The 24,171-nt window shown below is 66.7% G+C and carries 24 protein-coding genes and 1 tRNA gene; 14 read left to right on the forward strand and 11 right to left on the reverse strand.

From position 1 onward, the window contains the following. Window positions 1-31 precede the first annotated feature (31 nt). The 3 genes from AB0N75_RS15590 to AB0N75_RS15600 form a co-directional block, all read right to left on the reverse strand. A complete protein-coding gene (locus tag AB0N75_RS15590) occupies window positions 32-874 on the reverse strand; it encodes an alpha/beta hydrolase (protein ID WP_364651756.1) in 843 nt (280 codons plus the stop codon). Window positions 875-898: 24 nt separating this feature from the next. After that, window positions 899-1,978: a LacI family DNA-binding transcriptional regulator gene (locus tag AB0N75_RS15595; protein ID WP_364651758.1), complete on the reverse strand. Its 1,080-nt coding sequence runs from the start codon at window positions 1,976-1,978 to the stop codon at window positions 899-901. 135 nt (window positions 1,979-2,113) lie between these two features. After that, complete coding sequence (locus AB0N75_RS15600; RefSeq protein WP_364651760.1) at window positions 2,114-4,675, reverse strand: ATP-dependent DNA ligase; 2,562 nt, start codon at window positions 4,673-4,675, stop codon at window positions 2,114-2,116. Window positions 4,676-4,757: 82 nt separating this feature from the next. On the opposite strand from AB0N75_RS15600, the gene AB0N75_RS15605 reads away from it, so the two are divergent. Next, window positions 4,758-5,615 carry a Ku protein gene (locus tag AB0N75_RS15605; protein WP_364651762.1) on the forward strand — a complete coding sequence of 286 codons (858 nt, stop codon included), beginning with the start codon at window positions 4,758-4,760 and terminating at the stop codon, window positions 5,613-5,615. Between the two features lie 134 nt (window positions 5,616-5,749). On the opposite strand, the gene AB0N75_RS15610 is transcribed toward AB0N75_RS15605, so the two are convergent. Further along, complete coding sequence (locus tag AB0N75_RS15610) at window positions 5,750-5,992, reverse strand: DUF2630 family protein (protein WP_364651764.1); 243 nt, start codon at window positions 5,990-5,992, stop codon at window positions 5,750-5,752. Window positions 5,993-6,130: 138 nt separating this feature from the next. Between AB0N75_RS15610 and AB0N75_RS15615 the strand changes: the two genes are divergently transcribed. The 3 genes from AB0N75_RS15615 to AB0N75_RS15625 all read left to right on the forward strand — a co-directional run bounded on the left by AB0N75_RS15615 (window position 6,131) and on the right by AB0N75_RS15625 (window position 8,073). Continuing rightward, a complete protein-coding gene (locus AB0N75_RS15615) occupies window positions 6,131-6,604 on the forward strand; it encodes a MarR family winged helix-turn-helix transcriptional regulator (protein WP_364651766.1) in 474 nt (157 codons plus the stop codon). 100 nt (window positions 6,605-6,704) lie between these two features. Beyond that, the gene (locus AB0N75_RS15620; protein WP_364651768.1) at window positions 6,705-7,724 is read left to right on the forward strand and encodes an MFS transporter; all 1,020 of its coding nucleotides are present in this window, start codon (window positions 6,705-6,707) and stop codon (window positions 7,722-7,724) included. A gap of 49 nt (window positions 7,725-7,773) precedes the next feature. Continuing rightward, window positions 7,774-8,073 carry a hypothetical protein gene (locus tag AB0N75_RS15625; RefSeq protein ID WP_364651770.1) on the forward strand — a complete coding sequence of 100 codons (300 nt, stop codon included), beginning with the start codon at window positions 7,774-7,776 and terminating at the stop codon, window positions 8,071-8,073. A 98-nt stretch (window positions 8,074-8,171) separates the two neighbouring features. Here AB0N75_RS15625 and AB0N75_RS15630 read toward each other — a convergent pair whose 3' ends face one another. Continuing rightward, entirely contained in the window at window positions 8,172-9,785 is a 1,614-nt protein-coding gene (locus tag AB0N75_RS15630; RefSeq protein ID WP_364651772.1) for an MFS transporter, read from the reverse strand. Window positions 9,786-10,076: 291 nt separating this feature from the next. Here AB0N75_RS15630 and AB0N75_RS15635 point away from each other — a divergent pair, with 291 nt between their 5' ends. Next, a complete protein-coding gene (locus AB0N75_RS15635; protein ID WP_364651774.1) occupies window positions 10,077-10,667 on the forward strand; it encodes a TetR/AcrR family transcriptional regulator in 591 nt (196 codons plus the stop codon). A 51-nt stretch (window positions 10,668-10,718) separates the two neighbouring features. Here the strand turns inward: AB0N75_RS15635 and AB0N75_RS15640 are convergent, their stop codons facing one another. Further along, window positions 10,719-11,285, reverse strand: coding sequence for an isochorismatase family cysteine hydrolase (locus AB0N75_RS15640; protein ID WP_364651776.1), 567 nt, complete (start codon window positions 11,283-11,285; stop codon window positions 10,719-10,721). A 176-nt stretch (window positions 11,286-11,461) separates the two neighbouring features. Between AB0N75_RS15640 and pstS the strand changes: the two genes are divergently transcribed. After that, window positions 11,462-12,577 carry a phosphate ABC transporter substrate-binding protein PstS gene (pstS, locus tag AB0N75_RS15645; protein WP_364651778.1) on the forward strand — a complete coding sequence of 372 codons (1,116 nt, stop codon included), beginning with the start codon at window positions 11,462-11,464 and terminating at the stop codon, window positions 12,575-12,577. Between the two features lie 37 nt (window positions 12,578-12,614). Here the strand turns inward: pstS and AB0N75_RS15650 are convergent, their stop codons facing one another. Further along, window positions 12,615-13,319 carry an SRPBCC family protein gene (locus tag AB0N75_RS15650; RefSeq protein WP_364651779.1) on the reverse strand — a complete coding sequence of 235 codons (705 nt, stop codon included), beginning with the start codon at window positions 13,317-13,319 and terminating at the stop codon, window positions 12,615-12,617. Window positions 13,320-13,545: 226 nt separating this feature from the next. On the opposite strand from AB0N75_RS15650, the gene AB0N75_RS15655 reads away from it, so the two are divergent. Then, window positions 13,546-15,219: an NERD domain-containing protein gene (locus AB0N75_RS15655; RefSeq protein WP_364651781.1), complete on the forward strand. Its 1,674-nt coding sequence runs from the start codon at window positions 13,546-13,548 to the stop codon at window positions 15,217-15,219. A 92-nt stretch (window positions 15,220-15,311) separates the two neighbouring features. Continuing rightward, window positions 15,312-15,737: a hypothetical protein gene (locus tag AB0N75_RS15660; protein WP_364651783.1), complete on the forward strand. Its 426-nt coding sequence runs from the start codon at window positions 15,312-15,314 to the stop codon at window positions 15,735-15,737. A gap of 48 nt (window positions 15,738-15,785) precedes the next feature. Here the strand turns inward: AB0N75_RS15660 and AB0N75_RS15665 are convergent, their stop codons facing one another. The 3 genes from AB0N75_RS15665 to AB0N75_RS15675 are packed head-to-tail and all read right to left on the reverse strand — an operon-like array spanning window position 15,786 to window position 18,261. Continuing rightward, on the reverse strand, window positions 15,786-16,583 hold the full coding sequence (locus AB0N75_RS15665; protein ID WP_364651785.1) for an enoyl-CoA hydratase-related protein: 798 nt from the start codon (window positions 16,581-16,583) through the stop codon (window positions 15,786-15,788). 43 nt (window positions 16,584-16,626) lie between these two features. Beyond that, a complete protein-coding gene (locus tag AB0N75_RS15670) occupies window positions 16,627-17,406 on the reverse strand; it encodes an inositol monophosphatase family protein (protein WP_364651787.1) in 780 nt (259 codons plus the stop codon). A gap of 51 nt (window positions 17,407-17,457) precedes the next feature. Next, window positions 17,458-18,261, reverse strand: a complete 804-nt coding sequence (locus AB0N75_RS15675) for a LysR substrate-binding domain-containing protein (RefSeq protein WP_364651789.1) — start codon at window positions 18,259-18,261, stop codon at window positions 17,458-17,460. 36 nt (window positions 18,262-18,297) lie between these two features. On the opposite strand from AB0N75_RS15675, the gene AB0N75_RS15680 reads away from it, so the two are divergent. The 3 genes from AB0N75_RS15680 (at window position 18,298) to AB0N75_RS15690 (ending at window position 20,809) form a co-directional block, all read left to right on the forward strand. Then, window positions 18,298-18,672, forward strand: a complete 375-nt coding sequence (locus AB0N75_RS15680) for a DUF5997 family protein (RefSeq protein WP_364651791.1) — start codon at window positions 18,298-18,300, stop codon at window positions 18,670-18,672. A gap of 113 nt (window positions 18,673-18,785) precedes the next feature. After that, a complete protein-coding gene (locus tag AB0N75_RS15685) occupies window positions 18,786-20,168 on the forward strand; it encodes a sensor domain-containing protein (RefSeq protein WP_364651792.1) in 1,383 nt (460 codons plus the stop codon). Further along, entirely contained in the window at window positions 20,165-20,809 is a 645-nt protein-coding gene (locus tag AB0N75_RS15690) for a response regulator transcription factor (protein WP_364651794.1), read from the forward strand. The genes AB0N75_RS15685 and AB0N75_RS15690 overlap by 4 nt, the downstream gene beginning before the upstream one ends. Window positions 20,810-20,962: 153 nt before the next feature. Here the strand turns inward: AB0N75_RS15690 and AB0N75_RS15695 are convergent. Further along, window positions 20,963-21,045, reverse strand: a tRNA-Leu gene (locus tag AB0N75_RS15695). A gap of 359 nt (window positions 21,046-21,404) precedes the next feature. Here AB0N75_RS15695 and AB0N75_RS15700 point away from each other — a divergent pair. The 3 genes from AB0N75_RS15700 to AB0N75_RS15710 are packed head-to-tail and all read left to right on the forward strand — an operon-like array spanning window position 21,405 to window position 24,171. After that, entirely contained in the window at window positions 21,405-22,142 is a 738-nt protein-coding gene (locus AB0N75_RS15700; RefSeq protein WP_364651796.1) for a DUF3662 and FHA domain-containing protein, read from the forward strand. Then, window positions 22,142-22,621: an FHA domain-containing protein gene (locus tag AB0N75_RS15705; protein WP_127513184.1), complete on the forward strand. Its 480-nt coding sequence runs from the start codon at window positions 22,142-22,144 to the stop codon at window positions 22,619-22,621. Before AB0N75_RS15700 ends, AB0N75_RS15705 begins: the two co-directional genes overlap by 1 nt. Before the next feature lie 2 nt (window positions 22,622-22,623). After that, window positions 22,624-24,171 (forward strand): protein phosphatase 2C domain-containing protein, encoded by a 1,548-nt coding sequence (locus AB0N75_RS15710; RefSeq protein WP_364651798.1) that lies wholly within the window; start codon window positions 22,624-22,626, stop codon window positions 24,169-24,171.

Below are 24,171 nucleotides of genomic sequence, written 5' to 3' on the forward strand. Positions count from 1 at the left end.
TAGCAGAGCAGCGCCGGTTGCGGCAGCGGCGTCAGCCCAGCAGCTCCAGCGCCTGCCGGATTCGGGCAAAGGCCGTCGAGGCAGGATCGATCAGGTCGAAGTGGTCCCCGGGAACGATGATCAGTTCGGCCTCGCCGCCGGCCGCTTGGGCGGCGACAACATAGCGCTCCGACAGCTCCCGCGGCACGTCCGCATCCTGCTCCGCGTGGAAGGCATAGACCGGCACCGGCAGCGGCAGGTTCCGGAGCGGGTCTGCCAGCCGGTAGGGATCGGATCCATCCGGGCCGGCGCCCTCCGGTCCGGTGTCTTCCCCGCCAAGCCCTTGTGCGGGGCCCGCCGCAGCCCTTCCCCGGTGGCGGCCCAGCAGGTTCTCCACCGCGCCGCCGCTCAGGCCCAACTCATGCGCACGCGCCAGGTCCAGCACACCGGACTGGCTGAGCACGGCATCAAACTGCACGCGCGGAGCCACCCCGGGCATGCGCAGTCCAAGGGTTCCCGCCGGCAGCCGGCCCCGCCCGGCGGCCCACACCGCCAGCTGCCCGCCCGCCGAATGGCCCAACCCCACCACGTGGTCGGCGGCGAATCCCAGCCGTTGCGCAATGATGGCGAGGTGGTCGATGCCGGAGGCAACGTCGTCGAACGTTTCCGGCCAGCCGCCGCCGTTGCCCGCCCGGCGATACTCGACGTTCCAACAGATCCAGCCGCGCCCGGCCAGGTCCGCCGCCAACGGCCGTGCCAACTCGGCCCCGTACGCGGCGCGCCAATAACCGCCGTGAATGAGCACGACGACGGCCGCGTACCGGCGCCGCGCAGGCAGGTAGAGCTCGGCGTACTGACTGGGATCCGGGCCGTAGCTGTGCCGCGTGCAGTCCATCCCTGCACTCTAGTGCGAGCTCGGCTAGGGCACCCCGTTGGAAATGCTGTCGGCGGCCTCGTCCGAGCCGTCCGCGGCAGCCTCGCCGGGTGCACCGGCCACAGTGGTCCCCCGGTGGTGCAGCTTCCACGGCGCCGGAACCAGGCGTCCATTGGTCGGCGTACGCCCCTCCAATCGGTCGATCAGCAGGTCCACCACGGTGCCCACCAGTGGATCCGGGCCAACCGAACTCAACGGCGGATCGGAATGGTGACCCAGGTCAGAGGTCTCTACCCCGATGATTTCCACGTCCTCCGGGATCCGGAGGTCGGCCGCGGTAACGGAACCGGAGACGCACAGTGCCTCCAGATCCGCGGTGGTGAAGAACGCCGTGGGCGGATCGGCCAGCTTCAGGAGCTCGCCTGTCACCTCGTACGACTCACGCCACGATCCGTGCGTTGCCCGGACCAGGTTCTCGTCCAGTTCGACGCCGAGGTCGGCCATGGCCTGCCGGAACAGCCCCAGCCGGGTACCCCGGGGACCCGGGGCCGGCCCGCCGCGGTGCAGCACCGCGATGCGGCTATGCCTGGCGGCCAAGTACGCGGCCGCCTGCGCGATGCCCGCTTCGGCGTCAACGGAGACCACATCGAAGCCGTCCGGCTGCTGGAACTGCGACACCACCACTTGCGCCACGCCGCGGTCCGCGAGGTCGCGCAGGGTGTGGTCTTCCTCCGGCGTTTCGGTGCTGAAGCCCAAAATGGCGCCGTCCGCGCCGCCGGAGAGCATGAAGTTCCGCCAGGCCTCCTGGCCCAGCAGGACCACCACCCGGTAGCCGTGTTCCGGCAGCACTCGGTTGGCCACCTCTGCCAACTGCCGGTCCCAGGCCGAATCCAGGTTTTCCACCACGACGGCGACCGTGTCCGTCCGGCCGCGCCGCATGCCGCGTGCCGCATGGTTTGGCACGTAGCCCAGCGACTTGGCGGCCTCCACCACCCTGGCTTTGGTCGGCTCGCTGATCCGGGTTGAACCCCCATGCCGCCCTGACAAAACATAAGACACCGTTGCCAGCGAGACTCCTGCCCGCTCGGCGACGTCGCGAATAGTCGGCTTAAATGAACTCCCCATGAGGTTCTGCCTTCTTCCCCAAGAAACATCCCCCGGAAACTTCCCCCTGAAGTTCCTCTGGGTAAAGACTAACGATTCATCCGCAGAATGATAGGGGTTCGGTGCAAAAACTTTTAAGCTTCCGGGGCCGTCCGGTCAGGGCTGGAGTTGCGGGATTTCGACGACGACGTCCGACGGTTTCTTATCCGGCCGAAAGCCACGCCAGACCGGATGCCGCAGCTTCCCGGCCTCGGTACGTTCACTGAACTGCACCTCGCCGACCAGCGCGGGCCGGACCCAATGCGCATCCGAGGCATCCGCCGCCGGCACGCCCTCCAGGGGCGGGGTCTTGCGGGACATCTTCTTCAGCCGGGATCCAATCTCGGCCAGTTCCCGCTCGGTCAGGCCGGAACCGACGCGGCCAAGGTAGCTCAATTCCACGCCGTCGGGCACGGCCACCAGCAAGGAGCCGACTTTGCGCGCGCGGGAACCCTTACCCGGCCGCCAGCCCACAATGACCACTTCCTGGGTCAGCAGGTGCTTGATCTTGATCCAACTCCTTGTCCGTAGGCCCGGCGCGTAGGTGCTGTCCGTCCGCTTGGCAATAATCCCTTCCAGACCGACCTCCCGGCTGGCTGCAACGGCTTCTTCCACGGCGGCGTCCAGTTCCGGCGGAACCTGGATGTGTCCGTCCTCGGGCGCTTCCACCGCTTCCTTGAGGATTTCGCGCCGTTGGGAGTATTCCAGCCCAAGCGTTGCCGTTCCGTCCAATTCCAGCAAATCAAAGAGGAAATACTCCACCGGATACTTTTTCGCGGCCCGCTCAATATCGGCCGTCTTCACCAGATTCATCCGGTTCTGGAGTCTGCCGAAGTCCGGCCGCCCCTTGGCGTCGAGCGCGACGATTTCGCCATCCAGCACCGCAGTCTGGGCCAGTACGTGATCCGGCAGGTCCGAGAGCTCCGGATAGGTCTTGGTCATGTCCTGGCCGTTGCGGCTGATCAATCGCACGTCGCCCTCCGCCACGACGGCGACGGCGCGGATCCCGTCCCACTTCATCTCATACGCCCAGCCGTCGTCCTCGTCGATGGAGGCCTCCGTACCCTGGACCGCCAGCATGGGTTTGACCGGCTGCGGCATCCCAGCATTCCCCGGCGCAGGTTCGGCGCCGGCCGGCGTCGCCGTCCCACTGGCGACTCTCTGGTCGTCCTTGTCCTTGTCCTTGTCCTTGTCCTTGTCCTTCGACGGTGCGTCCTGCACCGTCCCGGCGTCAGGACGAGACTGGTCCTTCATCAGGTGCATCAGCCAGTTGCTCTTGCCGTCCTCGCCGCCGGTGTGGATCAAGGCGTACCGGCGCGCACCCGCGGGACCGCCGTCGTGAGCGAGGCCCCCGTCCGGGCGGCCGTGCAGCACCACAATGACTTCCTTGCCATCCCGCCACTTCTCCACTTCATAGCTGCCGCTGTCCCAAATGGTCATCACCCCCGCGCCGTACTCCCCTGTGGGGATGGTGCCTTCGAAGGTGGCGTATTCCATCGGGTGGTCCTCTGTCTGGACGGCCAGATGGTTTTTGCCCGCCGTAACCGGAGGTCCCTTGGGCACGGCCCAGGACGCCAGCACCCCGTTATGCTCCAGCCGCACGTCGTAGTGCAGGCGGCGCGCGTGGTGCTCCTGGATCACGAAGACCGGTTGGTCCGCATCCCGCGGGGCGATGGCCGCCGGCACCGGTTCGGGTGTCCGGTCCGGATCGCGCATGGAACGGTAGACGCTGAGCCGGTCGGCCGCCGGCGCCGCGGCCAGCGACTCCTCGTCGGCGCTGCCGCCGGCCATGCCGGAGAGCGGGTCGCCGATCTGTTTGACCCGCTCCAGCACTTGCCGGAAGTCCAGATGGGTGAGGTCCGGGTCCTGCAGCTCCTGCCAGGTCCTGGGCACCGCCACGGTGGGATGCGGCCGGCCGCGCAGCGAGTACGGGGCAATGGTGGTCTTGGCCCAGTTGTTCTGGCTCCAGTCCACCAGCACCTTGCCCTGGCGCAGCGACTTCTTCATGTCGCTGACCACCAGGTCCGGATGGTCGGCCTCCAGCAGGCGGGCCAGTTCGTGGGCCACCTGGCTGACTTCGTCTGACGTCTGCTTGCCGTCCAGCCCGGCGTAGAGATGGATCCCTTTGGACCCGGATGTGACAGGCCTCGGGTCAAGACCCATCCCCTCCAAAATGTCCTTGATCAGGAACGCCACCTCGACGCACTCCGGCAGCCCGGCGCCCTCGCCCGGATCCAAGTCCAGCACCATCCGGTCCGGGTTGTTGATTTTGCCGCGCGGGCCGAACTTCCATTGCGGAACGTGGATTTCCAGGGCGGCAATCTGGGCCAGCCAGGTCAGGGTGGCCCGGTCATTGGCCAGCGGGTAGACGTTGGTATTGCTCTTGTGTTCAATCGCGTGACGCTTGACCCAGTCGGGCGCCGACTTGTCCAGGTTCTTCTGGAAAAACACCTGGCCCGGTTCGGCCGCGGTGCCCACGCCGTGGACCCATCGCTTGCGGGTGACCGGCCGGTCGGCCGCATGCGGAATCAGGTACTCGGCAATCTCGGAGTAATAGGCAATGACCTCCGCCTTGGTGGTGCCGGTCTCCGGATACAGCACCTTGTCCAGGTTGGTGAGCCTGAGCCGGTGTCCGTCAACGGTGACGGTCTCCTGCTGGCTGGATTTCCGGGTCGCCATACCGCCAGTCTGTCCGCCGCCTGCCCGATTGGCTAGTGGCTTGCCTCTGGCTTTGTATTGCCCGCGGGTGTTCACTAGTGCCATGAGAGCCATCTGGAAGGGAGCCGTGGCCTTCGGGCTGGTCAACGTGCCGGTCAAGCTGTACAGCGCCACCGAAGACCACGATGTGAGCCTGCACCAGGTCCATGACAAGGACGGCGGCCGCATCCGGTACCAGCGCCGCTGCGAGGTCTGCGGCAAGACGGTCGACTACCAGAACATCGACAAAGCGTACGACGACGGCGAGCACACGGTGGTGATCACCGACGAGGATTTCAAGTCGCTGCCGGTAGAAAAGAGCCGCGAAATCGAAGTAGTCGAGTTCGTGCCGAGCGAGCAGATCGATCCGATCATGTTCGACCGCAGCTACTACCTGGAGCCGGATTCGAAGTCCTCCAAGGCCTACGTGCTGTTGCGCAAGACGCTCGAGGAAACTGACCGCACGGCCATCGTGCAGTTCGCGCTGCGGCAGAAAACCCGGCTGGCCGCGCTGCGCGTCCGCGGCAAGGTCCTGATGCTCCAGACCCTGCTCTGGGAGGACGAAGTGCGGGAGGCCAGTTTCCCGTCCTTGGAAGAGACGGTACGGATCTCCGCCAAAGAAAAGGAAATGTCGGCGGCGCTGGTGGATTCGTTTTCCTCGGACTTCACGCCCGCCGACTACACCGACGAGTACCAGGAACAACTCCGCACCCTCATCGAGGCGAAGCTGGAGCAGGGCGAGGCCCTGGACACGGAGAAGACCTTCGGCGTGGAGGAAGAGGAAGAAGGCGGCAAGGTCCTGGACCTGATGGAGGCGCTGCGCCGGAGCGTGGAGAAGAACCGCGAAGCCAAGTCCACCTCCAGCTCCCCCGCCAAGAAAAAGTCCGGATCCAAGTCCTCCAAGGCGTCAAAGGGCGCCTAAGCGTTTAGCCCCCAAGCACGACGGCGCAGCGTAGCACCGGGCGCTTCAACCCGCCCTTCACCCAGCTACCAAGGGCGGTGAAGGGCTCCGGTCTGCAGGCCGGGCTGATCCCGACCACCGGGGCGCGGATCGTGTCATTGCCGGTAGTGTTCCACCTCGTCCACCGGACGGGTTTCCGCTTCGCCGGGATCCTCGCCGGCCTTGCGCTTGGCCCGGCGCTGGCGCAGCAGGTCCCAGCACTGGTCCAACTGTTCCTCCAGACGGCGGAGTTCGGCGGCGCGGGCGGAGGCCTTGTCGGACTCGTCCGGCATGGAGTCCCTCAGTTGCTGTTCCTTCTCGACCAGCGCGTTGATGTACTTGTGGATGTCCTGGTCCATGGCACGTCCCTCCTGGCGGTAGTCACCTCAGGCTACGTCGCACGCTGCCCGCGGGCTAGGGTCCTCATCGATGGACTGGATGCGGGCTCTCAACGGCAGCCCGGCGTCCTGCCAAGCGCCGCATCTTATGCTTGTGGGATGGAGAATTCCCAGCCCGGGGCCGCGCAGGGCCAGGCCATGGACCACCGCCGGCTTGCCGTGGCATTGATCGACATCTCGTCCGACGTGCGCCGGAAATCGCATGAAAATGCGGGGATCCCGCTGCTGCCGAACGGCATGGTGGACATCATGCGAGTGATCGAATCCCAGCCCGGTATCACCGTCGCAGAAGTCGCCGCCCGGCTGGACCGGCAATTCAGCAACGTCAGCACACAGCTCCGCGAGCTGGTTGCCCGCGGCCTGGTGACCCGCATCCGCGACGCGGCAGACAAGCGCTACGTCACACTGCACCCCACCGTGGAATCGCAGCGCATCAGGACTCTCTTGGAAACGGCATGGGCAGAGGCACTCGGTGCTGCGGCCGCGAAGCTCCACCCCCAGGAGCAGGAGCAGCTCGCGGCCAGCCTTCCGGCCCTGCAGCGCTTGGCCGCCCTGATCGGGCAACCTAGCTGAGGGCGTTCGGTTCCGCACTCTCTTTTCCGATATACTTATACTTTTGTAAGTAATAGATAGGCGAAAGCCGCCGCCCCTTTAAGCAACCAGAAAGGTGTCCATGAAAGACGTCCTAGAGGAGAAAGTTCCACCCGGAGAGGTGGAGGCGGCAAGGGCCCTGGAGCCCGAGAGGGTCTCACCCAAGCGCGTCGCCGCCGTGATCGCCGCGCTGGTGCTGTCAGCGCTGATCATGATCCTCAACGAGACCGTGCTGACCGTCGCCCTGCCTAACCTGATGGCCGATCTCGGCATCCAGGCCACCACCGCGCAGTGGCTGACCACAGGCTTCATGCTCACCATGGCGGTGGTCATTCCGACCACCGGCTTTATGCTTCAGCGCTTCACCACCAAGAGCCTCTTCGTCACCGCGATGCTGCTGTTCATCGTGGGCACGGCGCTGGCCACCATTGCGCCAATCTTCGCGGTCCTGCTGATCGCCCGTATCGTCCAGGCCGGCGGCACCGCGATCATCTTGCCGCTGCTGATGACCACCACGCTGACATCTGTTCCGGTCCAGCACCGAGGCACGATGATGGGCCTCAACTCCGTGGTGATTTCCGTGGCTCCGGCCATCGGCCCCACCCTGTCCGGCGCCGTCATCGACTCCTTGAACTGGCGGTGGGTGTTCGGGCTGATGATCCCGGTTGCCTTCATCGTGTTCCTCTTCGGCGTCTTCGCGATCAAGACCGGCAAGGAGACCCGCAAGGCTCCGCTGGATGTCCTCTCGGTCGTCCTGTCCGCCTTCGCCTTCGGCGGCATCGTGTATGCGCTCTCCTCCATTGCCGACCTACTGGAAGGAGCCTGGGCGCCGCTCGTCGCCCTCGTTGTCGGCGTTATCTCCCTGGTGCTGTTCGTCAACCGCCAGCGCGCCCGGCGCAGGACCGAGTCGGATCTGCTGGATTTGCGTCCGTTCAAGGTGCACAACTTCCGCATCTCCGTGGTCATTGTCATGATCGCCATGGCGACCATGCTGGGCACCGTCATGGTCATGCCCATCTTCATGCAGAACGGCATGGGGCTGAGCACCCTGACCATCGGTTTGGCCCTGCTCCCGGGCGGGTTGATCCAGGGTCCACCTTGACACCCCGGTCGCCCTGATCGTGGCCTTCCACACGGTGTTCTGCATCGGCATGGCCATGCTAATGACGCCGCTGATGACTGTCGCGCTGGGAGCCCTGCCGCGAGAGCAGTACGGCCACGGCAGCGCCATCATGAACACGCTGCAGCAGTTGGCCGGCGCCGCCGGCACCGCCGTGCTGATCGCGGCCATGACCATCGGCACCACCATGGCGGCCTCGAGCGGCATCGCGGACAACGTCGCCCTGGTCGACGGCGTTCGCGTCGCCTTTACGGTCGGCGGCATCCTGGGCCTCGTTGCCATCGCCTGTGCCCCTTTCGTCCGCCGGCTGCAGCCGGAGGCAGAGCACTAAGCATTCGCTGGTCCTCCCCGGCGCGACACAAGGAAGCCGGTCATCCCTCAGGGGGATGGCCGGCTTCCTTATTACTGCGGGGAGGGGCCGCGGAGGGACTAGGCTGCGGCGTCCACTGCTTCCGCCTCCTGATCGGTCCCGCGGACACCGTGCAGGCCGAAGAAGCTAAGCAAGGCCGCGGCCAGGGCTGCGATCGAAACCACCAGGAAGGCGTGGGTGAATCCGCTGCCCAGGGCCTCAAGCGCGAACTGGCTGGCGCCCGATCCGGGAACACCCTCAGGGATGCTATTGAGGGCGATGGGACCGCCGGCTTCGGCAATGCCCATCGCCGGGCCCAGCTGGTCCGGCGCCAGACCGGACGTCTGCAGCGAGCCCATCAATTGGCCGCCCGCGGCGGACAGGGCGATGGCACCGACCAGCACGGGGCCCAGGGCGAAGCCGAGGTCGCGCAGCAGGTTGGTGGTGGCGCTGGCCATGCCGGTCAGTTCCCGCGGCACCGAGTTCACGGCAACGGCAGTCATCGGGCTCAGTGTGAAGGCAAAGCCCAGCCCGACCAGCAGGGACGGCAGGATAAAGGTGGTCACGTCGCGGTTGGTCACGTCTGCGCTGGAGTTGATGAAGGCGCCCGCGCTCATGGCGAGGAATCCGAACGTCATCAGCCAGCGGGAGGAGACCCGCGCCTGGAGCCGGGACAGCAGCGGAATCAAGACGAACGCCGGGCCCTGCAGCAGCAGGAACAGCAGCCCGAGGTACAGCGGGTTCTGGTGCTGCACCGGGCCCAGCCACATGCTCGTGGAGAAGCAGGCGCCCAGGAAGGCAAACATGCCGACCACGGCAACGATCGAAGCGATGGTGAACTGGCGATTCAGGAACAGCTTCAGTTCCAGCAGCGGCGATTCCACCCGTAGTTCGATGACCACGAAGACTGCCAGCAGGACGGCACCGGCGACCAGGGCGGTCAGCACGTGGGAAGCGGTCCAGCCGTCTTCGGGACCCTGCACCAGGCCGAACAGAATCAGGATCAGGCCCAGCGCAAAGGTGATCTGTCCCCAAATGTCCAGCCGGCGCTCCCGGGCCACCTTGGCCTCGGCAGCACGCAGCGCGGTCAGCAGCAGGGCGGCAAGGCCGGTGAGCACCACGACGGCATACGCACCGCGCCACCATCCGACGCCGGCGAACATTCCGCCGAGCAGGGGCGAAAGGGCCGAACCGGCGGACAGGAAGCCCGCCCAGATCGCGATGCCCCGCACCCGCTCCTGCATAGTCCGGGCAACCGACGCGACCAGTGCAAGTGACGCGGGGAAGATGGCGCCCGCGCCGAGACCATTGATGGCCGAGCCGATCCACATGGCCTGCACGGTCGGCGAAATTGCGCAGACCAGCGAACCGATCATGACCAGTACCGCACCGCCGAGGACCAGCTTGCGGTGGCCGTATTTGTCGCCCAGCACGCCGAACGTCAGCTCAAAGACCACCACCGGGATCATGAAGGCGGCCGTGATCCAGGTCAGCTGGGAGCCAAACGTGTTAAAGGTCAACTGGAACTCGCCGTTCAGGGCGCCGGGCAGTGCGTTGGCAATCTGCGCCACCATGACCGCCAGCGAGGCGGCGGCCAGAGTGCCCTTGGTGCGGGCCGGCGTGGTGTCCACCGTCGGCGCATGCGGCGGTGGATATGACTGCGGTGACGAAGCGGTCGCCTGGCCCTGGCTCATATGGAACTCCTTGAGGATGCGGAACGGGTATCACCTAGCGTGCCGGTGGTCTGAAGCTTCTTTGCGACGGGCCCACCCAGTGTGACTTGGCGCATTAGACGCTGTGATGGCGACAACACTAGTGACTCAGACAACATAGTGTCAAGTGAACGTGCGTAGCGTCGTTTTACCGCGTCAGGGTTGCGGAGGCGCGTCGTTCCGGGTGCGGCAGGCGTTTCAGCGGAGCCGCTTTCCGCGCCGCAATCGCCGCGCTGTCAGGAGCCGGCACCGCCAACGACTATCCTGTGACCCATGGCAACACTCCGCGAAGTCCAGAAACAGCAGACCAGGCAACTCCTCTTGGATACCGGTCTGGAACTCTTCGAGTCCAAGGGCTATGCGGCCACGACCATCGATGACATCGCGGCTGGTGCCGGCACCACCAGGACCACCTTCTACCTGCACTTCGCGTCGAAGGCACAATTGATGGGCGAGGTGGTCAAGACCGTGGACGCCATCCTCACCAGCGTGGATGACCCGTCCCTGTCAACCGTGGTGGAACTGGGCAAGCGTGACTTGGTCCGGACTTGGCTCAACCGCAAATTCGAACAGTGGGAGGCGACCCGCCCGTACCTCCACGCGGTCTACCAGGCGGCCCCGATGGAACCGGAAGTGGCCAAGACGTTGGAGGATTGGCTCCGCGACGTAGCCGCGGACATGACCGCCGGCCTGGACCGCGCCGACCGGTTTGATCCGGCCAGCCGGCGCATCCGGTGCGTGCTCGCCTTCGGTCAACTTGAGTACCTGTCACAGCGGTGGATCAGGTCCGGCTGGTTCGTGGACCGCGAAACCTGCTTGGAGACACTGACGGATTCCTGGTGCCACCTGCTTTCGCAGGACTAGACCGACAGGACAGAGCGGGCAGGACTAGACCGACAGGACTGAGGGGGCAGGCTAGCGTTCACGGGCCCCCGCCAACAGCTCAGCTATGGCGCCGCGTCCCAACACCGGCTGGCGGTACTCGTCACTGAGGATCTGCAGCATGGAGCCGGCATATTCTTCGTTCGTCGACGCAATGACGTCCTTGGCAAAGACCACACGGAAGTTGTGGGCGAACGCATCGGCCGCCGTCTGGGCCACGCAGTTGTGGGTGGCAACGCCCGCTAGCACCAGCCGTTCCACCCCGCCGCGGCGCAGCCGCTCGGCCAGATCGGTGCCGAAAAATGCGCTGTCACGGGTCTTGACGAGGCTTTCCAGCCCTTCCGTCTGCAGCCCGGACAGGAAGGCGGCCTGCTCGGTGCCCTCGAAGATGAAACCCTGGTCGTCGTCGAGCATGCTCAGCGTCCAGGTGGAGCGGTCCCGCCGGTGTTCGGTGCGTACCATCAGCACCGGTACTTGCGCCGCAGTCGCGGTCCTGGTCAGCAAATTCGCTGCCTCCACGACGCTTTGCTGCCGGCTGGCCAAGGCAGGGTCCTCGAAGTACGCGTTCTGCAAATCGATCATCAGCACCGCAGTTTTCATGCCCTCCGCCTTCCGCCGGCCGTCATTGCCTCCATCCTGTCAGGTGTCCTGTGCACTTTGGGCCTTGACGCGCCCGCGGGCACAGGGTGTGGTGTGTAGTACAGCCCGAAAGGATTATCGATGCATTGGACGGGAGCGCCTTGGGTTCGCGCCAACGCAGCGGTACGCTGGTCCGGATGCCTGAGCTGAAACACCGCGCGGCCGCCCTAGGGGCCGCCGCCCTCATATCCTTGTCCTTGACCGCCTGCGGTTCCGATTACCCACTGGGTCCGGCGCAAGAATCCGCCGCGGAGCAGGGCTCCTCGCTGTCCGGCACACTGACGGGCGCGGGGGCATCGTCGCAGAATGCCGCCATGGACGCATGGGTGGCCGGCTTCGGCCTGCTGCATGCCGACGCGCAGGTTCAGTACTCGCCCGACGGCTCCGGTGCCGGCCGCACCGCTTTCCTGGCCGGCGCCGTCGATTTCGCTGGCTCTGACGCTTATCTCGATGACGAGGAAGTCGAACGGTCGCGGAAGATCTGCGGCCCGGAGGGCGCGTTCGACGTCCCGGCGTATATTTCACCGATCGCCGTGGCGTTCAACCTCCCGGGCATCACCGAGTTGAATCTGGACGCCGAGACCATCGCAAAAATCTTCCAGGGAGAGATCAAGTCCTGGAACGACCCGGCCATTGCACAGCACAACCCGGGCGTTGAGCTGCCCGATCTGCCGGTCACTCCAGTGAACCGCTCCGAGGACTCCGGAACCACGGAGACCTTCACCGAGTATCTCCATGCCGTCGTGCCCGATACCTGGACGGCAGAGCCGAGCGACACGTGGCCGGCAGGATTCGCCGGCGAGAACGCCCAGGGGACCACCGGCGTCGTCAGCATGGTGGCCGGAACCAAGGGCGCCGTAACGTACGCCGACGATTCCGCCGTTGGAGCCCCGCTGGGCAAGGCCAGCCTCAAAGTCGGCGATGGCTTTGTGCCGGTCAGCGCCGAAGCAGCCGCCACGGCCTTGGACCAGGCCAAGCAGGTCGAGGGCAGGCCGGCGCACGATCTGGCCCTGGAATTGGATCGGGCGACCACCGCGGCCGGGGCCTATCCGCTGATGTTGGTGTCCTACCACATCTACTGCACCACGTATGAGGACCAGAGCAAGGTGGACCTGATCAAGGCCTTCGGGCACTACGTCCTGAGCCCCGAAGGCCAGGCGGATGCCGCGAAATCCGCCAAGAGTGCGCCGCTGTCCGAGGAACTGGCGCAGCGGGCCGCGGACTCCATCGACCGGATCAGCGCGCGTTCCTGACCACGGCAGCCGGTCTCGGGCGTGAGGACGGAAGCAGCTAACTGCCTGAACCGGGGCTCTCTTCCGTAGTCCGCGGTTCGCGCAGCGCCGGGTCGTCCAGCATCGGATCGTCGGCCCACTCGCTCGGTTCGTCGTGGCCTTCCCGAACCTGGCCCTGTTTCCTGCCGCGCAGTCTCCGGCGCTCCGCCTCGCTCAGGTCGGGATCGCGGCTGTAGGCGTAGGTGTCCTCGTTGCGGGGGATGTCCGGCTGCGAGGATTGCTTTGGCGGGAATCCGCCCGCAAAGGTCCCGCCGTAGAAGTTCTTGTCGCCCAGGTCATGGGTTTCGGATCCGCCGGACTCCACAAATTCCTTGAAGCGCCAGAGCTCGTTGCGCACTTCCCTATGGTCCGAGCCCAGAGTGGACCCTGCCTTCTCGAGCAGCGAACCCGGTTGCCAGTCGATATGGACGTGCATTGACGTGGTGTCGGCGTCAACCGCTCCGAAGGTCACCGTCCCGCCATGGCTGACGCCGCCTTCGCCGCTCCAGACAATGCGCTGCCCGGGCACTTCCTCGGTCACGGTGGTGTCGAATTCGCGCTGCGCGCCGCCCACTTTGGTGACCCAATGGTGGGTGGTGTCCGACGTGCGGATCACGGATTTGACGCCGTGCATGAAGAAGGGAAAGGACTCGAAGCGCAGCCACTCGGCGTAGACCGTCTGGGCGGGCCGGGCGATCTCGACGGTTTCATCTACAGTTGCCATGATCATCCTCAATCCGCTGAGGAACGGCGCCGCGTGCGCCGCCTTCATCAGCTGCCACTTGGCTTAACGCTACAGAACGGCCGCTGGCACGGCAACGAATTGCCACGTTTGCTGAGCATTGCACGCCGGCCTGCCGCCGAAATCCTGCGGGGGACCGGCGCAGGACGACCGGCGACTTGCATTAGGTAGTCTGTGGTAAGCCACTGCGTTGATGTGAGGGGGAGGTATGCCGCGCTGTTTTCCGGAACAGCCTGAGTTCGGCCGGGACCGGCATGCCGAACGCGAGGTCTGGGAGTCGCTGGTGCGCACGCTGCCGCCGTCCGCCGCGCTGCTGCACTCCGTCAACATCATGGAGAACGGCACCGAGCGGGAGATCGACCTGCTCGTCATTTGGCCCGGCGTCGGCATCGCGGCGATCGAAGTCAAGGGCGGCCATGTCAGCTACGAGGCGGGGCAGTGGTACCAGGCCAGCAACGGCCAGCAGCACCGCATCAAAGATCCGCTGGTCCAGGTCCAGGACGGCCGGCACATGCTCCAGCGCTATCTCGGCGCCCAGCTGGGGCTTGGCCGGCAGGTCCGTTTCGCCCATTTGCTGGCCTTTCCCTACACGTCCGTACCCCGGCACTGGGATATCCCCGGCCTGAGACGCGCGATGGTGATCGGCAGCCAGGACTTGAAGTATCCGGACGATGCCGTCCGGGAGGCGATCAACTTCTGTGGCGACGGCGACGGCGACACCACGCCGGACGTCGCCGAACGCATTCTGGCGCAGCTGACCCGCCCACTGCCGGGCAACGGTGCCCTCTCCGCGGCGGCGGAGCACGAAGGGCGCGCCGAGCAGATGACCCGCGACCAGGCGGCGATTCTAGATGTGCTTAAAAACCAGCCGCGGGCACGGATCATTGGCGGTGCGGGGACGGGCAAGACGTGGCTGGCGTTGGAACAGGCCCGCCGGCTGGCCCGCGCCGGAAAGCGGGTGGCGCTGCTCTGCTACAGCCGCGGCCTGGCCCGCTACTTCGAGACGGAAACCGCTGGCTGGAAGCCGGCCGACCGCCCAGCCCACGTGGGCATGTTCCACGACCTGCCGGTGCGCTGGGGAGCGCACCATCCGCTGGATCCCCGCCTGCTGACCAACCAGTACTACGAGCATTACCTGCCCCGGACGCTCAAACGCCTGGCCAAGGTCCAGCCGCCCGCGGAGCTCTTCGACGCCATCGTGGTCGATGAAGGCCAGGACTTCGGTGCGCTCTGGTGGGAGTCCGTGCTGGTGTGCCTGAAGGATCCCACCGCCGGTGGGTTGTATGTCTTCATGGACGACGACCAACGGATCTTCGGCCGCGAGGGACGGCCGCCGATCGAGGCGCCGCCCTTCGTCCTGAACGAGAACCTGAGGAATACCAGGCAAATCGCTGCACTGTCCGGCGCGCTGTCCACCGAACTGGCAATTCCCCGGGGCCTCTCCGGCCCCCGGATCCGGTTGGTCGAGGCACCGGCCGGCACCGTCATTGAGCGGGCGGACGATGCGGTTAACCAGCTGATTGAACGGGAGGGCTGGGCCCCGCAGCAGGTGGCCCTGCTGACCACCAAGCGGAAGCATCCGGTTCAGCAGCAGGACGTGGATGCGCTGGGCTGGCGCGGATACTGGGACGCCTTTTTCGACGACAAGGACGTGTTCTACGGAAACGTGCTGGGTTTCAAAGGACTGGAACGGTCCGTGGTGGTGCTGGCAGTCAACGGGTTCGCTGATCCGGCGCGTGCCCGCGAGATGCTCTACGTGGGGGCCTCCCGCGCACGCAGCCTGCTGGTCATCGTCGGCGAGCGATCCGTCCTGTCCGGCATCGGCGGCCCCGCCGTCATCAAGCGGCTGACGCAGACGGAAGCCTGGCGTCCGGAGCATTAGCGGCGGGACTGGCAGGCGCCCATTGACATTTCCCTGCGTGCGGAGGATTCTAAAAATACTTATTCGGTTTTTAGAATTTACCGGAGGTTCCGATGGCTACCACGACTCCAACGCTGCAGCGGGTACGGACCGATCCCGCGTACGGCGCGTTCTGGATGCTCAGGCTGGGATTCACCGTCCTGCCGATCCTGATGGGGCTGGACAAGTTCTTCAACCTGCTCACCAACTGGGAACAGTATCTGGCACCGTGGGTTGTCAGCCTGCTCCCCTTCAGCGCGCACACCGCCATGCTGATTGTCGGCGTCATCGAGATCGCCGCCGGCATTTTGGTCTGGATCAAGCCCCGCTACGCCGCCTACGTTGTGGCGCTCTGGCTGGCCGGCATCATCATCAATCTGTTGACGCTGTCGGGGTTCTACGACGTGGCCCTGCGGGACTTCGGCCTGATGCTGGCAGCTCTGACCCTGGCACGCCTGGCCACCCAGTACGATCCGGCCTGGCGCCGCACCGCCCGCTGACCGCTTCTGACTAGCCGACTCCTCCGAGCGGCCAGCCCGCGCCCGCCTTTAGCGCCCGGTAAAGGCGGGCGCCGCCTTGTCCAGGAAGGCCTCCCGGCCGATCCGCGAATCCTCCGTGGTGAAGGCCTGGCCGAAGGCCCGGCGCTCCAGCCGGAGTCCCTCGGCGGTGGGAAGGCCGAGGGCCGCATCGACCGTCCGCTTGGCATTGGCGACGGCGGCCGGGGACTTCGCGGAAATCTCCCGGCAGGTAGCGGCCGCGGCGTCCAGCATGTCGTCCTTGGTGGCGAAGACGGCGTTGGCCAGACCGATCCGCAGCGCCTCATCGGCGCCGATGCTGCGGCCGGTGTAGATCAGCTCCTTGGCCCTCCCGGGGCCGACCCGCTGCGGCAGCCGCACGGTTCCGCCAAAGCCCGGAATGAGGCCCAGCCCGACTTCCGGCAGGCCGAACTTGGCGTTCTGCGTGGCGTAGATAAAGTCGCAGGCCAGCGCCAGTTCCAGGCCCCCGCCCAAAGCGAACCCGTTGACGCAGGCGATCACGGGCAGGTCCAGGGTCTCGAGCACGCGGGTCAGATCCTGCATGGCCGCGCTGTGCGCCTCTGCTTCGTCGGGTCCCATTGATGCCAGTTCGCGGATATCGGCGCCGGCCGCGAACGCCTTCTCGCCGGCGCCGGTGATCAGGATGCTGCGGACTTCTTGGCCTTCGGGCGACCGGATGTCGGCAACGAACTGCGCCAGGTCGGCCACCACCTGGGTGTTCAGCGCGTTGAGCGAGGCGGGGCGGTTGATGACAATCGTGGCCAATTCGCCGAGGCATTCCAACTGGAGGGTTTCATAGGTCTTTTCCACAGCCCCACTATGCCACGCCGGGTGGCACGGAAACCGGTGGCGGTCACCCCTGCAGCAGGCTGACCGCCTCGGCCACCTGCTGCCGGCCGCCCGCCACCGACCAGCGGTAGCCACCCACCTCCACGACGGCGGTGGTCCCGCCTGCCGCTTCCACCAAGGCCTGGCCGGGCAACCAGTCCCAGTCCGGCAGCCCCTGCTGGTACCAGACCCCGAACAGCCCGGCGGAGGTTGCGGCAAGCTCGCAGGAGGCCGACCCCCAGCTGCGGTAGGTGGCCGAACCCAGCAGCGTGCGCAAATAGGGTTCACCCGCGGCCTCGTCCCGCAGGTACGTGTGGTGCAGGTACGCCGCCGCGCAACTGGCTGCCAAGGGGGCGCTGGCGATTTCCCCCACCGGCAGGCCGTTCCGGACCGTGGGCAGGTCCCGGCCGCCCAGCCACAGCACGTCCTCGGCCGGGTGGTAGACAGCCCCCAGCCGGGATCCGGCGTCGTCGGTCAGAGCCAGCGCCGAGCACCAGTAGTGGCCGCCGGTCAAGAAGTTGTAGGTCCCGTCCACGGGGTCGATCACCCAGGTCCGGCCCGAGGCCCCCTGATGGCTGGAGCCTTCCTCGCCCAGGATGGAGTCGTCCGGCCGGAGCTCCCGCAGTGTGTCCACCACCAGCTTCTCCGCGGCGTGATCGGCAGCGGTGACCACGTCGGAGATGCTGGTCTTCTCCTCGAAGGCGGTCACCCCGGATCGCATGCCATTGGCCAGGGTGCCCGCGGCGCGCACCAGCCAGGCCGCAAGATCGGTATCGTCCAGATGGTCAGGGCTGCTCACGCTCATAGCTGAAGCCTAGCCAACGCAACCGTGGACCCGGCACGCCGCGGGCGGATGCTACCGGCGTCCGCGCCGCGGCCCGCGGCCCTTGGGCGTCCGTCCCCCGCCGGGCCTGCCCTTGCCCTGGCCGGATTGCTTGCCCGCCGCCGGTCCGGAGGTGCGTTCGCGCCGCGAGCCGGAACCCTTCCCCGCGTTGGCGCCCTTCGCCGCGCCGGAGGCTCCGCCGTCGTTCTGGGCAGCCTTTTTGCCCTTGGTGTTCCCCTGCTGTTCCTGCACCGATGGCTGGCGGGAACTGCGCGCCGTGCGGCCCCGGACAATCCCGATGAACTCCTCGATGGCGTCGTCCGTCCGGTCGGCCAGCCAGGCGAGGCCAATCTGCGTTTCGGGCTGGTCGGTGACCGTCCGGTAGACCACGTCCTTGCGGTTGTAGAGCCGGGCCACGGACATGGGCAGGATCATCAGCCCCGCACCTGAGGCCACCACCTCGATGCCGGTCTTGGCGCCGCCCATTTCCACCGGGTCCAGGAAGTTCTCGCCCGCGATCTCCTGGTAGGGCACCTCGTCGTCGTACAGGGCGATCTCGTGTTCCTTCGGCGCGACCACCACCGGCAGTTCGGCATACAGCGGGATGACGCTCAGGCCCTCGCGGTCCACCGGCAGCCGCACGAAGCTTAGGTCTGCCCGGCCGTCGCGCAGGATGGCGGTCTGTTCCTCCTGCGCGCACTGGAAGGCGGTCAGCGGGACGTCCGGCAGCCGCTCCGACCAACGGCGCGTCCACTTCCCCGGCGTCACCCCCGGGACGTAGCCAACCTTCAGTCCGGGCGGGGCCGGCGATTTCGGCTCGTGGTCTGCATCCTGCACTTCATCACCGTAGCGCAGGGCGGATAGGCTGGGCTCATGAGCGCGAAAACCTCCCAGTCCATGAAACCGGCCACGGCCGCCAAGAAACTGGGCATTTACCTGCCCGCGGCCCCGCAGGAGTTCCAGGACAGCGTGATTTCGCGCGAGGAGTTCAACAAGCTGCAGACGGATCCGCCCCAGTGGCTGGCCGACCTGCGCCGCAACGGCCCGCATCCCCGGCCCGAGGTGGCCCGCAAGCTCAACGTCTCCATCTCCGGGCTGGCACGCGGCGGCATCACCGAAGCGCTGACGACGGCCGAGATCACCGCGCTGCTGCAGGATCCGCCCCAGTGGCTGGTTGCCGAACGCGCCTCCTTGGCCGCGGTGCGCGCGGAAGAGCAGCGCGTGAAGGAAGCCGGCAAGCAGGCCTGACCCACCCGGGCCGCGGAAAAGGCACTCCGGCCGCACGCTGCGGGGGTTAACCCCCGCAAGGTTCGGGGGCCCGCCTGCTTCTGGCGGCCGCGGTGAGGTAGCAAGCTGTACTCATGACGAACATTGCGGCGCCGAATGCCGCCCTCCACGTGCCGGAATCTGCCGGCTCCCGCCGGACCGAAGGCGCCGCGCCGTTCCGGTTCCTGACCGGCCTCTTCCAGCGCCAGACCTGGCGGGAATTCCTCTACCACTTCGCCGCGCTCCTGCTGGCGCCCTTCGGCTTTGCCTACGCGGTGGCCACGGTCTCGCTGGGAGCGTCGCTGGCGGCTACGGTCGTCGGCCTGGTGGTTGCCGCGGCCCTGATTGCGGCGGCCCGCTACTGGGGAACCGTGCAGCGGTCACTCGCGGCGTCGCTGCTGCAGCAGCACGTGGCCGAGCCGGTACCGTTTCGGCCGAAACGGGGCTTCTTCGGCTTCATCCGCAGCGGCCTGGCCGACTCCGCCGGCTGGCGGGCCATCGCCCACCAAGCGGTGTCCTTCGTGGTTTCGGTGACGGCTTTCTGCGTGAGCGTTACCTTCCTTGCCACCGGTCTCGGTGCACTGACGCACTGGTTCTGGTACCGCTACCTGCCGCTGCAGCAGGCCGCGGACGGCAGTTGGCACCGGGGCGCACAGCTGGGCATGGACTACTACATCGACACTCCGCCGCGGCAGTTGTTGTTGGCAGCCGTCGGCGCCGTCTTCCTCTGGCTGCTGTGGCCCGCGTTGAACCACGGCTTCGCCCGGCTGCAGGCAGTTTTGGCTGCCGGCCTGCTGGGTCCCACCGCGGCCAGCCTGCGGCTGCGGGACGTGGAGCACTCGCGCAACCGCACGGTCGAAGACGCCGATGCCCGGCTGCGGCGGATCGAGCGCGACCTGCACGATGGCACGCAGGCACAACTGGTGGCGATTGCCATGAAACTGGGCGACGCCCGGGACCGCTTGTCCAGCCAGGAAACCGCGCCGGAAGTGGCGCATCTGCTGGAGAGCGCGCATGGCACCGCGAAAGACGCCTTGGTGGATCTGCGCGATCTGGCCCGCGGCATCCATCCGCCGGTCCTCAACGATGGACTGGCCCCTGCCCTGGAAACCCTGGCGGCCCAATCCCCCGTGCGGACATCGCTGGTGCTCAACATCGGCAAACGTCCTGCACCCGCTGTGGAAGCCACCGCATACTTCTGCGCCATGGAATTGGTGACCAATGCCGTCAAGCATGCCCGGGCCGGGCAGATTCGGATCGGCGTGCGCACCGCGGGCAACCGCCTTCAGCTGCAGGTGGGCGACGACGGGCGCGGCGGCGCGGCACTCTCCCGGCCGGCGCCCAGCGGACACCGCTCCGGCCTGGCCGGGCTCGCCGAGCGGGTTGCCGCCGTGGACGGCACGCTGCGAATCGAATCGCCTGCCGGCGGACCAACCAACGTCACCATCGACCTGCCGTTGGATCCGGAGCGCCCGTGAGGATCGCCATCGCCGAAGACTCGGCCATCCTGCGCGCCGGCCTGGCCGAACTGCTGGCTGGCCGCGGCCACCACATCACCGCGGCGGTCGGCGATGCGGCCGCGCTGCTGGAGGCGGTAGCGGCCGAGGTCCCTGACGTGGCCATCGTGGACATCCGGATGCCGCCGACGCACACCGATGAGGGCATCCGCGCAGCACTGGAGCTTAGGCGGACACATCCGGGCGTGGGCGTCCTGGTCTTCTCCCAATACGTGGAGACCCGCTACGCCGCCCGGTTGTTCGCCGACCACCCGGCCGGCGTGGGCTACCTGCTCAAGGACCGGGTCGCCGAAGTGTCCTCGTTCCTGGACTCGTTGGAACGGATCCGAGCTGGGGAAACCGTGCTGGATCCCGAGGTGGTCGCCCAGCTGATGCGATCCTCCAGCCGGCATCGGGGGCTGGATACCCTCACACCGCGCGAAGGCCAGGTGCTGGAGCTGATGGCCGAGGGCCGGACCAACGTGGCGATCGCCGAACGGCTCTTCTTATCCGCCGGCGCGGTGGAAAAGAACATCACCGCCATCTTCGGCAAGCTGGGGCTGGCGGCGGCGCCCGGGGACCATCGCCGGGTGCTAGCCGTGCTTAAGTACCTGCAGGCCTAGGCCGCGGTTTAATCCTGGTGCAGCTGGCACACTGGCCGCTCGCGCCAGCACTGGATAGCTGCATCAGCCCCGTCCGGCACAGCGAACCGCGTCGTCCAACCCGGGCGTTAACGGCAAGAGCCCCGGTCCGAAGACCGGGGCTCTTGCTCTGCGTGCGCGAGGGGGGATTTGAACCCCCACGCCCTTTCGGACACTGGCACCTGAAGCCAGCGCGTCTGCCGTTCCGCCACTCGCGCGCAGTTCGCCTGTTCCGTTGGGTCGAACCGTTTTTCCCGGTTCGCATTCCTCAAGAACAGCGAGATCAATAGTAGCGTGAAACAGGCCCAAATTCCCAATCGGGGGTTCCAGCCCCCACTTTGCCGCACGGGCACGCGGATCCGAGGGCCTGAGCCGCTGCCGGGACCCGCCGTCGTCGCACTTTCCTTTGGTGAGGTTCACCACGTTGCCGCGCCGCCGCGCCTTGGGCAATCGTTACTGAATAGGGCCTTTTGGGACACGCACAAGTAGTATCGAATGGAAGAATCGCCAGACCGGTGTGCCCTGCCCGCTTCGTGCAGGCAGGCATGCAGGACGACAACAGGGAGGAGGCGGCCCGATGGGAATTCTGGACAGCATGGAACGCGGCATCGAAAAGATGGTCCGTGGCGCCTTCTCCGTTGGCGGCAAAGGCCAGGTGCAGCCGGTGGAGATTGCCAGCCGCCTGCGCCGTGAGCTGGACAATGGTTCCATCACCTTGGCCCAAGGCCGCACCCTGGCACCGAACGTCTTCGAGGTCAGGCTGGGCGACTCCGACTACGCCATGGCAGAACAATGGGGCGCAACCCTGGCCGAAGAACTCTGCGACGTGGTGATCCGGCACGTGAACAGCCAGAAGTACACACTGCAAGGCCCGGTCCGCGTTTCCTTCGCGAAAGACGGCGCCCTCAAGGGCGGCGAATTCGAAGTCCAGGCCACGGTGGTGAAGTCCGACGGCCACCAGCAGCGCCCGGCACAACGCAGCACACCCGCGGCACCGTCGCGGCAGCCCACCCAGCTGCAGGCCGTGCTCGAAATCAATGGCCAGCGGTACTCGCTCAACGCGCCCTCTATTGTGCTGGGCCGTTCCTCCGAGGCCGACATCATGGTCGACGACACCGGAGTCTCCCGCCGCCATCTGGAGATCCGCACTGAGGGCGGCTCCGCACTGGCCGTGGACCTTGGCTCGACCAACGGCAGCTACGTCAACGGCCAAAAGATCGTTGGCCGGACCGACCTCACGGACGGATCCGTCATCACCATGGGCCGAACCCGCATCACCTTCCGCCTGCTGCCAACACGGGGCGGCGCGGCCTAATGGGGGAGCTTGTTGTCACCGCTCTGCGGTTCGGTTTCCTGATCCTGCTCTGGATCATGATCATCAGCATCGTCTCGGCCCTGCGCCGCGACCTCCAGATCGGCAAGCGCAGCCGGACCGGCAGCCCCACCGCGCGGGAAGTGCGCAAGAATCCTGATCTGGCCGAAGCCGCCCCGGCACCCAGGGCCGCTCCGCGCCGGCTGGTGGTCACCGAAGGCCCGCTGGCCGGTCACTCGCTGGAGCTGGCCGCCAGCCCCATCTTGCTGGGGCGCGCCCAGGAAGCCACGCTCGTGCTGGAGGACGACTACGCCTCCGGCCGCCATGCCCGCCTCTTTCCGCAGGGCAGCCGCTGGTTCATCGAGGACCTAGGTTCCACCAACGGCACTTATCTGGCCGAAAACCAGCTGACCCGCGCCCTGCCCGTTGACCCGGGCGTTCCCATCCGGATCGGCAAGACGGTCATTGAGTTGAGGCCCTGACCGTGGCTCTGGTTCTGCGCTATGCAGCGCGGTCTGACGTGGGCATGACGCGTTCCAAGAACGACGATTCCGCCTACGCCGGCCGTTTTCTTGCCGTCGTGGCCGACGGCATGGGCGGCCATGCCGGCGGCGACGTAGCGTCTGCTTCCACCGTGCTGGATCTGGTCCATCTGGACCGCGCGGACCACCAGGAGCCGGCCACCGTGCTGGCCGACGAGATCCAGACCGCCAATTCCATCCTCTCGGAGCTGGTGCAGACCGATCCCAAGCTGGCCGGCATGGGCACCACCGTGACGGCTCTGCTGCTGCACGACGACAAGCTCGAATTCGCGCACATCGGCGACTCCCGGGCTTACCGGCTGAAGAACGGCATCTTTGAGCAGGTCAGCATTGACCACACCTTCGTCCAGCGGCTCATCGATGAGGGCCGGCTGCGCCCCGAAGAAGCCGAAATCCATCCGCACCGCAATGTGCTCATGCGCGTCTTGGGCGACGTCGATGCCAGCCCAGAGCTCGATCTGGCCAGCCACGACGCCGAACCGGGGGAGAAATGGCTGCTCTGTTCCGATGGGCTTAATGCGGTAGTGCCGGACCGCGTGGTGGAGTCCGTGGTGCGCAACGCCGCCACACTGCAGGACGCCGTGGACCAACTCGTGGAGCTCACGCTCGACGGCGGTTCTCCGGACAACGTGACCATTGTGATGATCGAAGTGGCCGAGGCTCCGGCCGCGGCCACCGACACCGCGTCCCTGAACCTCGCCGCGGGACGCCCGCTGGAGTCAGGGGCGGCCGACGACGGCGGTGCCTCCCCTGCCCCCGCTGCGCCGGCGGCCGGTACGGGCACCACTTCGGACGATGCCCCTGCCATCCCGGCTGGCGACGAGGTACCGGGCGAACCCGCGGAACCACACGAGGCGATCCGCGCCGACGCCATCCGGCGCGAGCTGGGAACTCGGCCGCACGTGCTGGTGGGTGCGGCGGCCCTGGCCACGGAAACCGGACAGATCCCGATCGTCACGGCCCATTCCAACAAGCGGCGCGCCGCGGCGCTGTTGACCCATAAGGCCCCGGAGGAACCCGAGGCGTCCGAGGTCGAAGCCTCCGCACCGGTCCGCAGGCCGTGGCTGATCCCCGCGTTCCTGACCGTTATGTCGCTGCTGCTGGTAGCCGTGCTGTGGTTCGGCTACCTGTGGACCCAGACGCAGTACTTTGTTGGCTCGTCCGAGGGCCGGGTGGCCATTTTCAACGGCGTCTCGCAGAACTTCGGGCCGATTGACCTATCGCATGTGGACACGGTCTACAACATCCCGTTGGAGAGCCTGCCCGTCTATCAACAGCAGCGGCTGAATTCGAGCATCTCCGCGCGGGACCTGGTGCATGCCGAGCAAATTGTGGAGCAGCTGCGGATCAGCAGCCAGCGGAACTGCCCCGAACCGGGTCCCAGCCCCAGTGCCGTACCGACGGACCGGCCCAGCGTCGCTCCGAGCGCCGCGCCGAGTCCGGCTGCCAGTCCGGGAGCCGCCCTGCCGCCGGAATGTGTAGGTGGATAA

The organism is Arthrobacter sp. NPDC089319, assembly GCF_040684925.1.
In the GTDB taxonomy this organism is placed as follows: Bacteria; Actinomycetota; Actinomycetes; order Actinomycetales; family Micrococcaceae; genus Crystallibacter.

Bases quoted from the DNA above. Each gene is read 5' to 3' on its own strand.
- AB0N75_RS15590 (WP_364651756.1), bottom strand. From the start codon at position 874: ATGGACTGCACGCGGCACAGCTACGGCCCGGATCCCAGTCAGTACGCC.
- AB0N75_RS15655 (WP_364651781.1), top strand. From the start codon at position 13,546: ATGCCGCGCTGTTTTCCGGAACAGCCTGAGTTCGGCCGGGACCGGCAT.
- AB0N75_RS15685 (WP_364651792.1), top strand. From the start codon at position 18,786: ATGACGAACATTGCGGCGCCGAATGCCGCCCTCCACGTGCCGGAATCT.
- AB0N75_RS15630 (WP_364651772.1), bottom strand. From the start codon at position 9,785: ATGAGCCAGGGCCAGGCGACCGCTTCGTCACCGCAGTCATATCCACCG.
- AB0N75_RS15670 (WP_364651787.1), bottom strand. From the start codon at position 17,406: ATGAGCGTGAGCAGCCCTGACCATCTGGACGATACCGATCTTGCGGCC.
- AB0N75_RS15620 (WP_364651768.1), top strand. From the start codon at position 6,705: ATGAAAGACGTCCTAGAGGAGAAAGTTCCACCCGGAGAGGTGGAGGCG.
- AB0N75_RS15635 (WP_364651774.1), top strand. From the start codon at position 10,077: ATGGCAACACTCCGCGAAGTCCAGAAACAGCAGACCAGGCAACTCCTC.
- AB0N75_RS15605 (WP_364651762.1), top strand. From the start codon at position 4,758: ATGAGAGCCATCTGGAAGGGAGCCGTGGCCTTCGGGCTGGTCAACGTG.
- AB0N75_RS15680 (WP_364651791.1), top strand. From the start codon at position 18,298: ATGAGCGCGAAAACCTCCCAGTCCATGAAACCGGCCACGGCCGCCAAG.
- AB0N75_RS15600 (WP_364651760.1), bottom strand. From the start codon at position 4,675: ATGGCGACCCGGAAATCCAGCCAGCAGGAGACCGTCACCGTTGACGGA.
- AB0N75_RS15640 (WP_364651776.1), bottom strand. From the start codon at position 11,285: ATGAAAACTGCGGTGCTGATGATCGATTTGCAGAACGCGTACTTCGAG.
- AB0N75_RS15650 (WP_364651779.1), bottom strand. From the start codon at position 13,319: ATGGCAACTGTAGATGAAACCGTCGAGATCGCCCGGCCCGCCCAGACG.
- AB0N75_RS15615 (WP_364651766.1), top strand. From the start codon at position 6,131: ATGGAGAATTCCCAGCCCGGGGCCGCGCAGGGCCAGGCCATGGACCAC.
- AB0N75_RS15700 (WP_364651796.1), top strand. From the start codon at position 21,405: ATGGGAATTCTGGACAGCATGGAACGCGGCATCGAAAAGATGGTCCGT.
- AB0N75_RS15610 (WP_364651764.1), bottom strand. From the start codon at position 5,992: ATGGACCAGGACATCCACAAGTACATCAACGCGCTGGTCGAGAAGGAA.
- AB0N75_RS15625 (WP_364651770.1), top strand. From the start codon at position 7,774: ATGGCCATGCTAATGACGCCGCTGATGACTGTCGCGCTGGGAGCCCTG.
- AB0N75_RS15705 (WP_127513184.1), top strand. From the start codon at position 22,142: ATGGGGGAGCTTGTTGTCACCGCTCTGCGGTTCGGTTTCCTGATCCTG.
- AB0N75_RS15660 (WP_364651783.1), top strand. From the start codon at position 15,312: ATGGCTACCACGACTCCAACGCTGCAGCGGGTACGGACCGATCCCGCG.
- AB0N75_RS15595 (WP_364651758.1), bottom strand. From the start codon at position 1,978: ATGGGGAGTTCATTTAAGCCGACTATTCGCGACGTCGCCGAGCGGGCA.
- pstS (WP_364651778.1), top strand. From the start codon at position 11,462: ATGCCTGAGCTGAAACACCGCGCGGCCGCCCTAGGGGCCGCCGCCCTC.